15 protein-coding genes are annotated in these 16,545 nt (G+C 68.1%); 9 read left to right on the top strand and 6 right to left on the bottom strand.

Going from position 1 to position 16,545, the window contains the following annotated elements; all coding sequences use genetic code 11:
• The first annotated feature begins 82 nt into the window (after positions 1-82).
• From CLM74_RS10155 to CLM74_RS10125, 7 genes are all read left to right on the top strand, one after another.
• Positions 83-871, top strand: coding sequence for an enoyl-CoA hydratase-related protein (locus tag CLM74_RS10155; RefSeq protein WP_025874745.1), 789 nt, complete (start codon positions 83-85; stop codon positions 869-871).
• 1 nt (position 872) lies between these two features.
• Entirely contained in the window at positions 873-1,259 is a 387-nt protein-coding gene (locus CLM74_RS10150) for a VOC family protein (protein WP_025874747.1), read from the top strand.
• 171 nt (positions 1,260-1,430) lie between these two features.
• Positions 1,431-2,324 (top strand): hydroxymethylglutaryl-CoA lyase, encoded by an 894-nt coding sequence (locus CLM74_RS10145; RefSeq protein ID WP_105163987.1) that lies wholly within the window; start codon positions 1,431-1,433, stop codon positions 2,322-2,324.
• Positions 2,321-4,894 carry an EAL domain-containing protein gene (locus CLM74_RS10140; RefSeq protein WP_088100900.1) on the top strand — a complete coding sequence of 858 codons (2,574 nt, stop codon included), beginning with the start codon at positions 2,321-2,323 and terminating at the stop codon, positions 4,892-4,894. Before CLM74_RS10145 ends, CLM74_RS10140 begins: the two co-directional genes overlap by 4 nt.
• A gap of 79 nt (positions 4,895-4,973) precedes the next feature.
• Positions 4,974-5,744: an SDR family NAD(P)-dependent oxidoreductase gene (locus tag CLM74_RS10135; protein WP_033830999.1), complete on the top strand. Its 771-nt coding sequence runs from the start codon at positions 4,974-4,976 to the stop codon at positions 5,742-5,744.
• A 49-nt stretch (positions 5,745-5,793) separates the two neighbouring features.
• Positions 5,794-6,360 (top strand): elongation factor P-like protein YeiP, encoded by a 567-nt coding sequence (gene yeiP / locus CLM74_RS10130; RefSeq protein WP_006363947.1) that lies wholly within the window; start codon positions 5,794-5,796, stop codon positions 6,358-6,360.
• Complete coding sequence (locus CLM74_RS10125) at positions 6,350-6,883, top strand: hypothetical protein (RefSeq protein ID WP_105164981.1); 534 nt, start codon at positions 6,350-6,352, stop codon at positions 6,881-6,883. Before yeiP ends, CLM74_RS10125 begins: the two co-directional genes overlap by 11 nt.
• A gap of 71 nt (positions 6,884-6,954) precedes the next feature.
• On the opposite strand, the gene CLM74_RS10120 is transcribed toward CLM74_RS10125, so the two are convergent.
• From CLM74_RS10120 to CLM74_RS10105, 4 genes are all read right to left on the bottom strand, one after another.
• Complete coding sequence (locus CLM74_RS10120; protein WP_105163986.1) at positions 6,955-7,665, bottom strand: MliC family protein; 711 nt, start codon at positions 7,663-7,665, stop codon at positions 6,955-6,957.
• An 83-nt stretch (positions 7,666-7,748) separates the two neighbouring features.
• The gene (locus CLM74_RS10115; RefSeq protein WP_105163985.1) at positions 7,749-8,141 is read right to left on the bottom strand and encodes a nuclear transport factor 2 family protein; all 393 of its coding nucleotides are present in this window, start codon (positions 8,139-8,141) and stop codon (positions 7,749-7,751) included.
• On the bottom strand, positions 8,122-11,286 hold the full coding sequence (locus tag CLM74_RS10110; RefSeq protein WP_105163984.1) for a multidrug efflux RND transporter permease subunit: 3,165 nt from the start codon (positions 11,284-11,286) through the stop codon (positions 8,122-8,124). The genes CLM74_RS10115 and CLM74_RS10110 overlap by 20 nt, the downstream gene beginning before the upstream one ends.
• Before the next feature lie 21 nt (positions 11,287-11,307).
• Positions 11,308-12,456, bottom strand: coding sequence for an efflux RND transporter periplasmic adaptor subunit (locus CLM74_RS10105; RefSeq protein WP_059064094.1), 1,149 nt, complete (start codon positions 12,454-12,456; stop codon positions 11,308-11,310).
• A gap of 130 nt (positions 12,457-12,586) precedes the next feature.
• On the opposite strand from CLM74_RS10105, the gene CLM74_RS10100 reads away from it, so the two are divergent.
• Both CLM74_RS10100 and CLM74_RS10095 read left to right on the top strand, forming a co-directional pair.
• On the top strand, positions 12,587-13,303 hold the full coding sequence (locus CLM74_RS10100) for a response regulator (RefSeq protein ID WP_025874768.1): 717 nt from the start codon (positions 12,587-12,589) through the stop codon (positions 13,301-13,303).
• Complete coding sequence (locus tag CLM74_RS10095; RefSeq protein WP_105163983.1) at positions 13,303-14,370, top strand: ATP-binding protein; 1,068 nt, start codon at positions 13,303-13,305, stop codon at positions 14,368-14,370. Before CLM74_RS10100 ends, CLM74_RS10095 begins: the two co-directional genes overlap by 1 nt.
• On the opposite strand, the gene CLM74_RS10090 is transcribed toward CLM74_RS10095, so the two are convergent.
• Positions 14,348-16,180 (bottom strand): DUF4105 domain-containing protein, encoded by a 1,833-nt coding sequence (locus CLM74_RS10090; RefSeq protein ID WP_105163982.1) that lies wholly within the window; start codon positions 16,178-16,180, stop codon positions 14,348-14,350. The genes CLM74_RS10095 and CLM74_RS10090 overlap by 23 nt on opposite strands.
• A gap of 40 nt (positions 16,181-16,220) precedes the next feature.
• On the bottom strand, positions 16,221-16,520 hold the full coding sequence (locus CLM74_RS10085; protein ID WP_032975508.1) for a DUF2388 domain-containing protein: 300 nt from the start codon (positions 16,518-16,520) through the stop codon (positions 16,221-16,223).
• Positions 16,521-16,545 lie beyond the last annotated feature (25 nt).

The raw sequence follows: 16,545 nt of genomic DNA, 5'->3' as shown, positions 1-16,545 counted from the left end.
CTAACATTCCCGCGTCGCGTCATGGCCCATGACCAATGGCCCGCTATGATCCATACAGGTATGGAGCAACCCCCGGAATCCCATGAACGATGCTTTGCAGATCGAGCGCAACGGCGCTGTCCTGACCCTCTGGCTGAACCGGCCGGAGCTGCACAACGCCTTTGACGCCGGCCTGATCGCCCGGCTGACCGCAGCCCTGGAAGCGGCCGGCCGCGATGACACGGTGCGCACGGTGGTGGTGGCCGGCCACGGTGCCTCCTTCTCCGCCGGTGCCGACATGCAGTGGATGCGCGGCATGGCCTCCGCCAGCGAGGCCGACAACCGTGACGACGCCCTGGCCCTGGCCCGGCTGATGCGCACCCTGGACGAGCTGCCCAAGCCCACCCTCGCCCGCGTCCACGGCGCGGCCTTTGGTGGTGGCGTCGGCCTGGTGGCCTGCTGCGATATCGCCATCGCCACCACCGCCGCCCGTTTCGGCCTGACCGAAAGCCGGCTGGGCCTGCTGCCGGCAGTGATCTCGCCCTATGTGATCGAGGCCATCGGCAGCCGCCAGTCCCGCCGCTGGTTCGCCACCGGCGAGCACTTCGACGCCGACACGGCCCTGCGTATCGGCCTGATCCACCAGCTGGTGGAGCCCGAACGCCTGGACGAGGCCGTGCAGCGACAGCTTGCCCTGCTCGACAAGGCCGGGCCGATCGCCTCGGCTTCGGCCAAGCTGCTGGTCCGGCAGGTTCGCGACGCCCATGATCGCGACAGCCTGGACCGTGACAATGCCGCCCTGATCGCTCGCCTGCGGGTATCGGCCGAAGGCCAGGAGGGCCTGGGTGCCTTCCTCGACAAACGCGCGCCGCACTGGGTCACGGAGGCCTGACATGCTGGACCATATCGGCTTGAACAGCGGCGACCTGCCGCGCAGCAGGGCCTTCTTCCTGCAGGCGCTGGCACCGCTGCAGATCGGCGTGGTGATGGAGGTCAGCGCCGAACAGACCGGTGCCCACGACCACGTGGGTTTCGGCAACCACGGCAAGCCGTTCTTCTGGCTGGGCAATGCGGCGCCGCTCAGCCAGGGCGTGCACGTGGCCTTCGTCTGCGCCGAACGCGCCCAGGTTGATGCCTTCCACGCCGCCGCGCTGGCCGCAGGGGGGCGCGACAATGGTGCGCCCGGCCTGCGTCCCTGGTACCACCCGGACTATTACGCCGCCTTCGTGATCGACCCCGACGGCAACAACATCGAGGCGGTCTGCCACCTGCCCGGGTAGATCCCTGCGTCGCCACCAGGCGCAGGCGTGGCCGCTTGTGCGACCCGCCTGCGTATCTCATCTGGCAGCCTGGCGAAGACCGGGCCGCCCCCGTTTCCCAGGAACCGTCGTGACCCCAGCCGATCCCATCCGCCCTGCCCGCCCCGCGCCGCTTTTCATGGGGGTGCCGCGATGAGCGATTTCGTCCGCATCGTCGAGGTCGGCCCGCGCGACGGGCTGCAGAACGAAAAGCAGGCCGTGGCGACCACCGACAAGATCGCCCTGATCGATCGCCTGTCGTCCACCGGCCTGCGTACGATCGAGGCAACCAGCTTCGTCAGCCCGCGCTGGGTCCCGCAGTTGGCCGATGCTGCCGAGGTCTATGCCGGCATCCAGCGCCGCCCGGGCATCGCCTATCCGGTGCTGGTGCCGAACGAACAGGGCTACGACCGTGCGCGCGCCGTCGGCGTGCAGGAAATCGCGGTGTTCACCGCTGCATCGGAAGCCTTCAACCGCACCAACACCAACGCCGGCATCGATGAATCGCTGGCCCGCTTCGAGCCGATCCTGCGCCGTGCGGCCGCCGACGGCGTGCGCGTGCGTGGCTACGTCTCCACCGTGCTCGGCTGCCCCTACCAGGGCGAAGTACCTCTGGCCGATGTGGTGCGCGTGGCCCGCGCACTGCACCATATGGGGTGCTATGAGATCTCGCTGGGTGACACCATCGGCGTTGGCACGCCACGCAAGGCCCGCGCGATGCTGCAGGCGGTGGCTGCCGAGATCCCGATGAGCGCACTGGCGGTGCACTTCCACGATACCTACGGCCAGGCCATCGCCAACATCGCCACCTGCCTGGAAGAAGGCGTGCGCGTGGTCGACAGCGCGGTGTCCGGTGCCGGCGGCTGCCCGTACGCGAAGGGCGCCAGCGGCAACGTGGCCAGCGAGGACGTGGTGTACCTGCTGCAGGGCCTGGGCCTGGAGTGCGGGGTCGACCTGCCGTCGCTGGCCGAGACCGGCCGCTGGCTGGCCGGACTGCTCGGCCGCGCGACCGCCAGCCGCGTCGGGCAGGCGCTGGCAGCGACATGAACGACAGCGGCCCGCGCGACCGTCCGGCCATCGGCGATACACCCGCCGCAACCGACGTCGCGCTGGCCGCTCTGGACGCGGCGCTGGCTGCTTCGCCGCCGCCGGCCCAGGCCAGGCTGCTGCGCCAGGCACGGCAGGCGCTGGCCGATGCGCAGCAGCGCGAACTGGATACCCAGGCACGCTATGCCGCGTTGTTCGACGCCGTGCCCGACCCGGTCAGCATCCTCAGCGCCGAGGGCGTGGTGCTGGACGTCAACCGCGCAGGCATCGTCGCCTACGACCGCCCGCGCGAGGACATCGTCGGCCAGCCGATCGAACTGCTCAATCCCGACCTGCCCAGCGACCATCTGCAACCGGTGTGGGAAGCGCTGAACCGCGGCGACACCTACGTCATCGAAGTGACCAACATGCGCGGTGATGGCAGCCGCTTTCCGGTGGAGGTGCACTCGGCCGGCTTCCAGGACCGCGGCCAACCCTGCATCGTCGCCGTCGCCCGCGACCTGAGCGGGCGCTGGCGCGCCGAGTCACGCTATCGCCTGTTGATGGAATCGATCGACAAGGGCGTGATCCTGTTCGACCGCGACCTGCGCGTGCTGTCGGCCAACCCGGCCGCACATCGCATCCTCGGCCTCACCGGTGGCGGCGTGGGCTTGAACGCGATGCTCGATCCCGAAGCGTGGATCATCGTCGACGAGCATGGCCACCCGTTGACCCAGTCACAGTGGCCGACCAGCCGCTGTTTCCAGGCCGGGCGGGTGATCCGCAGCACCATCATCGGCCTGTACCACCGCCCGCGCGGACGCATGCTGTGGTTGTCCACCACCAACGTGCCGGTGTTCGGCAACGGCTGCGACCAGGCCGACCATGTCTATGCGATGTTCAGTGACATCACCGAGCTGAAGCGCAACAACACCCTGTTCGCGCGCGCGCAGTCACTGGCCCATATCGGCGGTTGGGAGTGGGATCGCGGCCTGCAGCGCCTGTACCTCACCGATGAAGCGCGGCGCATCGTCGGCCAGCCGGCCGACCTGGAGGACATGCCCGACCTGCTGGACTGCCTGCGCAGCGACGACCGCGCCGCCCTGCAGCAGGCGCTGGCCGACACCATCGAACACCGCAGCAGCTTCGGCCTGGAGCTGCAGGGCCAGCGCCGCGATGGCCACTCGTTCTGGATCCGGATGATCGGCGAGGTCTCGGCCGGCGATGTCGATGCCGCCCGCATCACCGGCACCGTGCAGGACATCACCGAGCGCAAGCAGGCCGAGGAAACCCTGCGCGTGCAGGCCCGCACCGACCCACTGACCGGAATCATGAACCGCGATGCGGTGCTGAGCGACCTCGGCGTGCGCATGGACAGCCCCAGCCACGACCGCGTGGCGGTGCTGTACATCGATCTGGACCGTTTCAAGGTGGTCAACGACCTGCTTGGCCACAACGCCGGTGATGAACTGTTGATCGAAGCGACCCGGCGCATCGCCACTGCGATCGGCACCGAAGGCCTGCTTGCACGCTTTGGCGGCGACGAGTTCCTGGTGATCTGCGACCTGCGCGACCAGCCGGACCAGGCCGAACAGCTGGCCGAGCGCATCACTGCGGCGTTCTCGGCACCGTTCCAGCTGGGCAGCGACGAGTTCCCGGTGACCGCCAGCATCGGCATCGCCCGCGCACCGCGCGATGGCAACCGGCCGCAGCAGCTGATCCAGAACGCCGACACGGCGATGTACGAGTGCAAGCGCCGCACCCGCAACGGTTGGCAGGTGTTCTCCCCGGAACTGGCACAGCGCCAGCATGACCGCCTGCAGATCGAGAGCCGGCTGCACAAGGCCCTTGATGGGGAAGAGTTCCACCTGGTGTACCAGCCACAGGTCAACCTGCGCAGCGGCGCCACCATCGCCTGCGAGGCGTTGATGCGCTGGCACAACACCCAGCTGGGGCAGATGCGCCCGGACCTGTTCATCCGCCACGCCGAGCACACCGGCGACATCGTGCGCATCGGCCAATGGGCGCTGCGCGAAGCCTGCCGACAGGTACGGCAATGGCAGGACGACGGGCTCGGCCTGGTGCGGGTGGCCGTCAACGTGTCCTGGCGCCAGTTCGTCGGTGAGGATCTCGCCCGCTGGGTGCGGCAGGTGCTGGACGAATTCGGCCTGCCCGGCAGCGTGCTGGAACTGGAGTTCACCGAGCGGGTGCTGATCGAGGATGCGCCGGACACCCTGCGCACCTTCGCCCGCCTGCGCGAAATGGGGGTGATGCTGACCATCGACGACTTCGGCGAAGGCTACAGCGCCCTGAACTACCTGCGGCGCCTGCCCATCCATGGGCTGAAGCTGAGCCAGCTGTTTGTCGAAGGCATTCCCCGCAACCGTTCGGATGTGGCGGTGTGCGAGGCGGTCTGCGCGATCGCGCGCAGCCTGGGGCTGGGCGTGGTCGCCGAAGGCGTGGAGACCGAGCCACAACGGCAGTGCCTGCTCGACCTGGGGGTGACCGTCGGCCAGGGTTTCCTGTTCGCCCATGGCCTGCCCGCCGCCGACTTCGAGCGTCGCCTGCGCCGCGCCCGCGAACTGGGCTGAGGCCGGCGGCGCAGTGCACAACGGCGGCTGCCGTCGCTTCCGTTAGAATCGGCGGTTCTTGAACCTGCAGGACCGTGCAATGCAGCTGTCTTCCGTACGTGCCGTGATCACTGGCGGCGTCTCCGGCCTCGGCCTGGCCGTGGCCCAGCACCTGGTTGCCGAGGGCGGCAAGGTCGCCCTGTTCGACCTCAACGACGCCAAGGGCGCGGCCGCTGTTGCCGAGCTGGGGCAGGACAACGCCCGCTATTTCAACGTCAACGTCAGTGATGAAGCGTCCGTGTCGGCGGCCATCGACCAGGCCTGCGATTTCCTCGGCGGCCTGAATGTCGCCATGAACTGCGCCGGCATCCTCGGCGCTGGCCGCGTGCTGGGCAAGGAAGGCCCGATGCCGCTGGCCGGGTTCCAGGGAACGGTGATGGTCAACCTGGTCGGCAGCTTCAATGTCGCCAAGGCCGCAGCCAACCGCATGCAGCACAACGAGGCCGGCGTGGACGGCGAGCGCGGCGTCATCATCAACACCGCCAGCGTTGCCGCCTACGAAGGCCAGATCGGCCAGGCCGCCTACTCCGCCTCCAAGGGCGGCGTGGTGGCGATGACCCTGCCGATGGCCCGCGAGCTGTCGCGCTTCGGCATCCGCGTCAACACCATCGCGCCGGGCGTGTTCTGGACACCGATGGTCGATGGCATGCCCGAAGCCGTGCAGGAATCGCTGGCCGCCTCGATCCCGTTCCCGTCGCGCCTGGGCAAGCCGGAAGACTTCGCCAGCCTGGTCGGCCACATCCTCGGCAACACCTACATCAACGGCGAGACCATCCGCCTGGACGGCGCCACCCGGCTCGCTCCGAAGTGATTCCCCCCGGGCGCCGGGACGGCGCCCTCCCCCAACGACCAACATCATCATGAAAGCCAACGACATCAAGAAGGGCAACGTCGTCGAGTTCAACAACGGCGTCTACCAGATCCGCGACATCGAGCGCAGCTCGCCGCAGGGTCGCGGCGGCAACGTCCGCTTCCGCTTCATCATGTACAGCGTGCCGGGCGGCAACAAGCTCGACGCCAGCTTCGATGCCGACGACAACCTGGTCGAAGTCGAACTGCTGCGCCGCCAGTCCACCTACTCGTACAAGGACGGCGATGCGTTCGTGTTCCTGGACGACGAGGACTACACCCCCTACACCCTGGACGCGGACGTGATCGGCGATGACGCCGGCTACATCACCGACGGCCTGACCGGCATCTACGTGCAGGTGATCGACGAGCAGCCGGTGGCCATCCAGCTGCCGGCCTCGGTGGTGCTGGAAGTGATCGAGACGCCGCCGGAACTGAAGGGCGGCACCGCCACCAAGCGCCCGAAGCCGGCCAAGCTCAACACCGGCATCGAGATCATGGTGCCGGAGTACATCGTCAACGGCGAGCGTGTGCTGGTGAACACCGCCACCGGCGAATTTGCCGGCCGTGCCGATTAACCGCGCTGCGCTGATCGCCTGCCTGTCCCTGCTCGTGGCGTGCTCGCCGCGGGCAGCGGACAGCACCGGTGACGTCGCCGCGGACGCGGTGACGCAGTCCCCCGCAGCGGACACCGCTGCCGCTGCGGTTACACCGGCCGCAGATGAAGCAGATGCTGTGGCGACGCTGGCGGACACCCCCGACGAGGAGCAACAGGCGCGGGCTGCCGCCGGTTGCAGCGTCCCCGACGACGTCGCTTTCGTGCAGGACATCCGCATCTACTGCGGCATGCCGGCCGATGTGCAGGCCTTCATCGAACGGGAGAACAGCTGCCAGCATTTTGCCGGCGAAGAACCCTACGACGACGCCCGTCGTCGCGAGCTGGAGGCCGCCATCGCCAGGTTCTGCGACGATCGAGAGAAGATCTTTGCCGACCTGGTGGCCCGCCATCGCGATGACTGCGCGATCCGGCAGGCGTTGATCGGCGTGAACCTGCGCTACGACCTGTCCCCCGCTCTGGATCTGAAGCCCTGCGAGGGCTGACGCAGAAAAGGGGACGGAGGGGATGACGTCGTTCATGGCACAAACAACGTCATCCCCTCCGCCCCTTTTTCTTATTTGCCGCCGAAGTTGCCACAACCGTGGTACTGGCGCGTGCCCACGGCCAGCATCGCCTTGGCTTCGAATGTCTCGCCACTCATGCCGTCCTGGCAGGTGGTGCGCTGGAAGCTCAGCTTGATGTCGGTGCCATCCGCCGCCTTGCCCACCCAGCCATCCGCACCCTCGGTCGGTTTGGCGACGGTGAAACGGCGCTCGCCGTAATCCACGTCCACCTGCAGGCCCGGCGTATCGCCGTCGACGACGGCAAGCCAGCCCGGCTCGTTCCCGGTGGCACGGAACGCCGCGTTGCCGGCACTGCCATCGCCCTCGGTCGCTTCCACCGCGCTGCATTCACGGTCCGCCTCGCCCTTCAGGCTGAGCAGCGCTTCATCACTGCCGCGGGTCCAGAAGCTGTTGCCCTTGCCGTCGCCATACTTCGCACCGGAGGCCGCACGTTCGGAGGACATCGCGAAACTGCGCCCGCCAATCACAACCGTCGCTGCGTCCTCTCCGTTGAAGGTCGCGCGCACATCAAGGTCGCCGCAGCGATAGAGGGTTTCGTTGCCGGCACCATTGACGCCGCCGTCAGCGTCGGCGGCCACCGGTGCCGGTGCCGGCGTTGCGGCCGCATCGCCTGCATTACTGGCGGCCGGCGTCTGGGCCGGCTGGCAGGCGCTCAGCGCGAGGCCGAGGGAGGCAGCCAACAGACTGGGAATTACACGCATGGCTCGACTCCTTGTCGAAACTACAGAGACCCTGGACCCTACCATCTGCACGCAAACGGGGCCTGAAAGCTGCATGACCCTGTTCAGCCTGCCAGCACCGCCATCGACAGCAGCTGCGCGCCGATGGCACTGGAAGCGCTTGTCCACACGCGCAACAAGCGCAAGCGCTGCACGTGTTCGCGTCCCCGCCAATGCACATGCAGCTGAACATCGCCGGACAACAACGCCAGGCGTCCACACAGCAGCGTTTCAACTGCATGCACCTGCAGCGCAAGAATCTGCAGGCGCCCTTGCTGCCAGTCCCTCAGCCAGGGCAGGTCGAGCATCCGGCCGCCCTGCCCGTCCATCATGAACAACACCGGTGACAGCAGCGCAGTGGCTGCGCCATGGTCGCCGTCCAGCAGCGCATCCCGCAGCTGCTGCTCCAACACGCGCAGCTGCGCCTCGTACAGGCCCTCAGGGCTCCTGCTTTCCATCCACCTGCTTTCCATTCACGCTCCCTCCCGGCGTCGGCCGGCGTCGGCGCAGGCGCTGCGCAAGCCACTGCTGCGCCCCCTGCACCACCACATAGAACACCGGCACGAAGAACACGGCCAACACGGTCGCACTGACCATGCCGCCGAACACACCGGTACCGATGGCCTGTTGCGTTTCCTTTGAAGCCCCCTGCGCCAGCATCAGCGGCACCACGCCCAGCGCGAACGCCAGCGAGGTCATCACGATCGGTCGCAATCGCAGGCGTGCTGCTTCGATGGTCGCCTCGACCAGACCGCGTCCCTGCTGTTGCAGTTGGCGGGCGAACTCGACGATCAGGATCGCGTTCTTCGCCGAAAGTCCGATCACCGTGATCATGCCGACCTTGAAGAACACGTCATTGGGCATCCCGCGCAGCAACACCGCAGCAACAGCGCCGAGCAGGCCCAACGGCACCACCAGCATCACCGCCAGCGGGATCGACCAGCTCTCGTACAGTGCCGCCAGCACCAGGAACACCACCAGCATCGACAGCAGCAGCAACCACGGCGCCTGGGCACCCGACTCGCGTTCCTGCAGCGACTGGCTGGTCCACTGCAGGGCGAAACCCGCTGGCAGGCGCTGGGCAAGGCGCTCCATCTCGACCATCGCCTGGCCGGTGGACACCCCGCCGGCAGGTGCACCGGACAGATTCAATGCCGGGAACCCCAGGTAACGTTGCAGCTGCAGCGGCGCCTCGGTCCAGTGTGGGGTGACCAGTTCGGACAGCGCCACCATGCCGCCTTCGCTGTTGCGGACATACAGCTTCAGCACGTCCTCCAGCTCCATCCGGTACGGCGCATCGGCCTGCATGATCACCTGCTGCATGCGCCCGCGATTGGGAAAATCGTTGACGTACTGCGAGCCCATTGCCGCCGACAACGTGGCACTGATATCGGTGAACGCAACGCCCATCGCTTCGGCCTTGGCGCGATCGATGTCCAGCCGGACATTGCTGCCCGCCGGCAGGCCATCGGCATTCACTTCGGCCAGCAACGGACTTGCCTCTGCCAGCTTCAACAGCTGCTGCAGGGCAGCGCGCAGCTCCGCCTGGCCCTGTCCGGTACGCGCCTGCAGCGCCAGCGAGAAGCCGGAGGAACGGCCAAGGCTGTCGATGGCCGGCGGCATCACGCTCATCACCTCGCCTTCCGGGACCGTTGCCATGGCCTGCTGCGCCGCCTTCACCTCGTCCGATGCGGTGCTGCCGCCGCGTTCACCCCAGTCCTTCAACATGGTGTAGGTCAGCGCCGCACTTGGGCCGGAACCGGAAAAGCTGTAGCCGAGGATGGCCTGGTTGGACGCGATCGCCGGCCGCGAGGCGACATGCTGTTCGTAGGCTTCGACCACCGCCAGCGTACGCTCGGCGGTTGCTTCGGCCGGCAGCTGGATGGAGGTCATGAAATAGCCCTGGTCCTCTTCCGGCAGGAACGCACCCGGCAACCAATGCAGGCCGATCAGCAATGCCACCAGCAAGGCAGCGAACAGGCCCATCACCCGGCCACTGCGCCGCAGTACGGCCGCCACGCCCTGCTGGTAACGCCCGGTCATCCGCTCGAAGCCGCGGTTGAACGCACCGAACACGCCGCCGCGGCCATGGTGGCCACGTGTACCCTGCCGCAGCAGCGTCGCGCAGAGCGCCGGGGTCAGGCTCAGCGCCAGCAGGGCCGAAAACAGGATGGACACCGACATCGCCACGCTGAACTGGCGGTAGATCGCACCAACCGAACCACTGGCCAGCGCCATCGGGATGAACACCGCCGTCAGCACCAGGGTGATGCCGATCACCGCACCGGTCAGCTCACGCATCGCCTTGATCGTGGCCTCGCGCGGCGGCAGCCCCTCTTCGGCCATGATCCGCTCCACGCCCTCGACCACCACGATCGCGTCGTCAACAATGATGCCGATCGCCAGCACCATGCCGAACATGGTCAATACGTTGATCGAGAACCCCAGCGCCAGCATCACCGCGAAGGTGCCCAGCAGCGCGATCGGCGCGACCAGGGCGGGGATCAGCGTATAGCGCCAGTTCTGCAGGAACAGGTACATCACTGCAAACACCAGCAGCATCGCCTCGATCAGGGTCTGCAGCACCTTCTGGATCGATACTTTCACGAAGGGCGCGGTATCGAACGGAATGCTGGATTCGACACCCTGCGGCAGCAGCGGCTGCAGGTCGGCCATGCGTTCGCGCACCGCCGTGGCAGTACGCACCGCATTCGCACCGGGGCGCAGCTGCACGCCGGCGGCCGTCGCCGGATAGCCATCTTCGCGCGTGCCCCAGGCATAGCTCTGCGCGCCCAGTTCGACCCGGGCAACGTCGCCAAGCAGCACGCGCGAACCATCGGCACCGGCGCGCAGCACGATCGCCGCGAACTGTTCGGGCGTGGACAGCTGGCCCTCGGCACTCAAGGGCACGGTGATGCGCTGGCCGGGAACGCCGGGCGAATCGCCGATGCGGCCCGGCGAGATTTCAAGGTTCTGCTGCTCGATCGCGCTGGCGACATCGCCCATGGTCAAGCCATAGCCGGTCAGGCGGGTCGGGTCCAGCCAGATCCGCATCGCCTGTTCGGCACCGAACAGCTGCACGCGGCCGACGCCGTCGATGCGCCGCAGCTCCTCGATGATGTTGCGCGCCATGAAATCGCCCAGCGCCGCTTCGCTGACACTGCCATCGGGTGAGCGCAGGCCCACCAGCATCAGGAACCCGGAGTCAGCCGCCTCCACGAACAGGCCGTTCTGGCGCACGCTGCGCGGCAGGCGCGGCTCGATCGCCTTGATCCGGTTCTGCACGTCCACCTGCGCCAGCTCAGGATCGGTGCCGGGCTTGAAGGTGGCGGTGATCGACGCTTCACCGGAGGTGTCCACCGACGATTCGAAGTACAGCAGGTGTTTGACGCTGGACAGCTCGCGCTCGATCAGGCCGACCACCGCATCATTCAATGTCTGCGGGCTGGCGCCGGGATAGCTGGCATAGATGCTGACGCTGGGCGGTGCGACCGCCGGGTAGCGCTCGACCGCCAGCCGCGGAATGGCCAGCACGCCGGCCAGGATGACGAAGATCGCCAGCACCCAGGCAAATACCGGGCGATCGATGAAGAAACGGGCCATGTCGTGGGTTCCTGGAAGGGCTCAGCCCTGGCGTTCGGATGTCGGCGGTGCGCTGGCACTGGCGACCGGCACCTGCCAGTCGCGCGGATCGACCAGCACGCCTTCCTGCAGGCGCTCCTGGCCTTCCACCACCACCTTCTCGCCGGCCTTCAGGCCGTGCCGCACAAGCCATTGCCGGTTGACGCTGCCGTCCACCTCCAGCGTGCGGATCACCGCCTTGCCATCGGCGGCGATGACCCAGGCATAGGCCTGGCCACCGGCGCTGCGCAGCACTGCCTGCTGCGGCAGCAGCAACGCGCTGGCCGGCGCACCACGCGGCACCCGCGCACGCACGTACATGCCCGGCAACAACTGCCGCTCCGGGTTGTCGACCAGGATGCGCAGGATCACATCGCCGGTGCGAGCATCGACATTGACACCGGAGAACAGCAGCCGGCCGCGCTCGGGCAGCGGCGTACCCGCCGCGCCGATGATCGTCACCGGCAACTCGCCGTCCACCGCGCTGCGCTGCAGGGACTGCAGCTGCGAAGCAGGCTGGCGCACGTCCACGTAGACCTGGTCGATCTGCTGCACCACCGCCATCGGCTCGGCATCGGCGACGCCGACCAGCGCGCCTTCGGTCACCAGCGCCTGATCGATGCGGCCATCGATCGGTGCGCTGACCGTGGCGTAGCGCAGGTCGAGCTGGCGTCGCGCAAGGATCGCGCGCGCCTCGTTGACCGCCGCCCGGGCCTGCTCATGCTCGGCACTGGCATCGTCGCGGTGCTGCTGGCTGACCGCCTGTGCGGCCGCCAATGCCTGCAGCCGCTGTGACTGCACCCGGCTGCGACCCAGTGCCGCCTCGCTGCGCTGCAGGGCAGCCAGCGCCGAATCGACGTCGGCGCGGAACGCCGCCGGGTCGATCTGGAACAGAGGCTCTCCGGCATGCACCTCCGCGCCCTGCTCGAACATCCGGCGCTGCACGATGCCGCCGACCTGCGCACGGATCTGCGCGGTGCGCACCGCCGCCACCCGACCGGGTAGTTCATCATCGCGCTGCACCACCTGCGGGCCAACGGTGACCACGCTGACACGCGGCACGGCTTCGACGGTGGGTTCGGGGCGGGAGCAGGCCGTCATGGCCAAGGCGAAGGCCGCGACCAGCGCGACCGGAGTCCTGAAGGTTCTCATTGCTGTGCACAGTGCCGCAGACGCGGCTGAGGAATCATGAAGCGCGCAGTGTGCGTGGCGATGATGGGGTTTCGATGGAGGAACTGTGGAGATACGATGGAGGACAAGCACCTTCCGGCCTCGCCTTGCCATGCATGCCTCCCCTGCCCTCGCGGCGCTGGTCCTGATCGTCGAGGACGAAGCCGAGATCGCCGACATCCTTGCCGCCTACCTTGAACGCGAGGGCCTGCGCACCTTGCGTGCGGCCGATGGCCAGATCGCCCTGGACATGCATCGCAGCATGCGCCCGGACCTTGTGCTGCTGGACGTGCAGCTGCCGCGACTGGATGGCTGGAGCGTGCTGACCCAGCTGCGCCAGCGCGGTGAAACGCCGGTGATCATGTTGACCGCGCTGGACCAGGATCTGGACAAGCTGACCGCATTGCGGATGGGTGCCGATGACTATGTGGTCAAGCCGTTCAACCCGGCAGAAGTGGCGGCGCGCGTGCGTGCAGTACTGCGGCGTACGCTGCGCAGCCCGCGGGCGGATGCCCCCAGCGCCCTTCGCGTGGGCCCGCTACTGATCGACACCGCCACCCACGCCGTGCATGTGGAAGGCGACGGCTACAGCCACGAGCTGTTGCTGACCCTCACCGAGTTCAAGCTGCTGCATTGCATGGCATTGGCCCCGTCACGGATCTTCAGCCGCAGCGAGCTGATGCACGAATGCCTGCCGGAGAGCGAAGCGCTGGAGCGCACCGTGGACAGCCATGTCAGCAAGCTGCGGCGCAAGCTGGACGAAGTGGGTCTCACCCAGATTCCGGCCAGCGTGCGCGGTGTCGGCTACCGCCTGATGGCCGACCGCTGATGCGCCGCTCCGGGCTCAGCCGGCACATCATCGTATCGATGTCGCTGATGGTCGTTGGCGTCATCGTGATGGTGATCCTCTCTTCGTGGCTGCTGTACGCCGTACTGATCGAGTTCTTCCCGGCCAGCGCCGAAGAGCCGGAAGGTTGGCTGCCAAGCGGACCGGAGCTGGCCTGGATGGTCGGGGTGATCCTGACCGGTCTGGCGCTGGCGATCGCTGCCTCGTTCCGACTGGCCCACCGCATCCTGTCGCCGCTCAATTCACTGGTGGACAGCGTGCGTGCGCTGGCTGGCGGCGATCTCGGCGCGCGCGCCACGGCCGAGGCCAACTCGCCCGGCGAGGTCGCAGCGCTGGTGGACGATTTCAACGCAATGGCACGCCGTCTGCAGCATATGGAAAGCGAACGGGTGATGTGGCACGCGGCCATCGCCCACGAACTGCGCACGCCGGTGACGATCCTGCGCGGCCGCCTGCAGGGCCTGGCCGAAGGCGTGTTCCAGCCCGATGAGTCGCAGTTCCGCAGCCTGCTCGCGCAGGTCGAGGGCCTGTCACGGCTGATCGAGGACCTGCGGGTGTTGAGCCTGGCCGACAACGCGCGCCTCGACGTGCGCCGCGCCCGTACCGATGTGGTGGCCGAGGTGCATTCGGTGATGACCCTGGTGGATCCCGCGTTCCGCAGCGCCGGCTTCGTGCTGGAGCTGGAAACCAGCCGCGAGGAGCACCCCGCCCATTGCGACCCGACGCGGTTGCGGCAAGCGCTGCTGGCATTGCTGGAAAACGCGCGCCGCTATGCCAACCCGGGCAAGGTACACATCGCCGTGCATGACACCGTGGCCCACGTACAGGTGGCGATCGAAGACGAAGGCCCGGGCATCGACCCGGCCCTGCACGCGGACATCTTCAATCCATTCATGCGCGGCGACGGCTCACGATCGCGCCTGGGCGGTGGCAGTGGCCTCGGCCTGGCGGTGGTCAAGGCCATCGCCGATGCGCACGGCGGCCAGGTCTACTGCACCCCGGGCACCAGCGGCGGCAGTCGTTTCATCATCGAGCTGCCGCGCCAGTAGGCGGCACTGCGGCCGCCTGCTCACGCACGTGCGCACCCAACACAGCGAGATTGCGGTCGATGTCATCCAGCTCGCGCTGCTGTGATGACGGCAACTGCGCGCGCAGCTGCACGCGCAGCGCCTGCCAAGCGGGTACCGCCTGTACGCTGGCAGCGGCCGCTGCCCGTGCCACCTCCGCCTGTTCGTCCGCCTGCGGCAGGCCGTAGCCAGCGTCGGCCAGCAACTGGCCCGGCCGCAACCACTGCCCGCTCTGTTCCAGCAACGCGCGCAGCGAGCGGGTAGCGCTGCTGTCCGGGTTGGCCAGCAACCGTCGCTTCAGTGCATCGCGCGCACGCAGCTCCGCGCGCCGCTGCGCCGCCTGTTCCAGCAGCAACAGGCCGGCACTGGCACGTACATCACCACGCAGCAACCACGGTGCGCGCTGTTGCGCCGGCAGCGCCAGCCATGCGCGCACATCGCGCGCCGGCAACGCCATCTGCGCGGCGGCAACCGCGAACAGCTGCTGGTAGTGGTCGCGCGCAGAAGCAAAGTAATAGCCCTGCGCCTGGGCCTGCACGGGATCGGCCAGCACCTGCTCGTCCAGTGCGTGCAGCCGCGCCAGGCGGCGGCGCAGCCCGCGCGGGCTCAGCTGTGCCAGCCCGGCTTCGCCCAGGCGCGGGACACCGGCCTGCAGCAGCTTCGCCGTCTCCACCGCGCAGTTGTTGCTGACGAAGTAATAGCGACCGTCATAGCTCCAGTGCACCTGAGCGGTGCGCTCGAGCAGGCTGGCAATCTCGCTGCGGTCCAGCTGCAGCGGCAGCGAGGCCAGTCCGCGCAGTTCGACCTTGGTGTATTCGTCCACCACCTGCTGCAGCGGCAGCACGAACAGGCGCGAAGGATAGCCTCCGGTCAGGCCGCGCCAGCTGGAGATCTGCACATCGCCGACGAAGGCGCGGAAGGACAGCACCCGATGATGCTCCAGGTCCAGCCTGCAGTCCGGCCCCGGCGCGCGGCCGGGACGGCAGATCACCAGCCGCAGCATGCTGTGGCCCCAGCGGCTCATCGGCTGCGCACTGCCTTCGGCGAACAGGTAGTCCACGGCATACACCCGCGCCGGGTCCAGTGCGAGCAGCGATGCAGCGCCCTCTTCCGCATCGGCCTGCAGCAGCGGAACGGTGCCCGCACAGTGCGGCGCGGGCAGCGAGGGCGGCGTACCGAAATGCGCCTGGTACCACTGCGCCAAGGCCGGACGGCGGCAGGCGAACTCTGCATCGAGCACGAAGTGTTCGGCGTTCACCGCCAGGTACTCGGCCGGGTCGGTCAGTTCGTAGGCATCGGGACTGCGGTCGCGGAAGGCGTTGTCACCGCGACCCAGATGCCAGGGCTTGCGCTGCCAACCTGCAAGGTCACGCCAACGGGCGCTGCGTGACCAGTGCGCCCCCGTGCGGTCGGCAACATGGGTCAGCTCGTGCACCAGCGCACTGCGCCGTGCGCGTCGGGCACCGGCTACATCGTCGTCCAGCAGATCGCGGCGCAGCGCGATGCCCCCGGCGAAGGCACGGCCATGCACGTTGGCGGGCAGGTCGACACGCCAGCCGACCTGCACCTGCGTGGGCAAGGCACGCAGCAGGCCGTCGGGCAGCAACGACTGCACATCAGCCAGTGTCTGCATTGCGACCTGCTGCTGCGCCGGGCTCAGCCCGGCCGGGTCCAGCTGCAGGCGGTAGGCGGCATGGGCTGTTGGAATGACCAGCCACGCCAACGCAGCGAGCCAGCCCATCCGCTTCCGTCGCGTTGGGCCATGCCCGGCAGCGTTCCACGCAGGTGTCATGAGGTTGCCGGCCAGCGGCCGGCACTACCCGGGCGCTGAATCAACGCGCCAGCAGGGCGCGTGCCAGCTGCAGGTCGCTCTGCTGCTGCGCAGCTGCATCCTGCTCACGCAGGTGCACCAGTGCCGCCTGCAGGCGCGCGCCACGGATCTGGCCATCGCTGGCGACAAACGCAGCCGCATCATCGCGGGCAGCCAGCACCACCTTGTCATCGCCCGAACTGCTGCCCGAGGAACCCGAAGAGGCGCCCGTCGCCGAACCGGCCGAGGTGCCGGCAAAACTCGAAGCGACGCCGGCCAGCGGCAGGGACAACAGGGCAAGCAGCAGGAACGGACGGATCATGGTCGGGGAGTTCATCGATTGGGTG

Source organism: Stenotrophomonas sp. MYb57, from assembly GCF_002966815.1.
GTDB classification, from domain to species: Bacteria; Pseudomonadota; Gammaproteobacteria; order Xanthomonadales; family Xanthomonadaceae; genus Stenotrophomonas; species Stenotrophomonas indicatrix.
The sequence above is the reverse complement of the archived record's forward strand: the minus strand, read 5'-3'. Positions and strand labels throughout refer to the sequence as shown.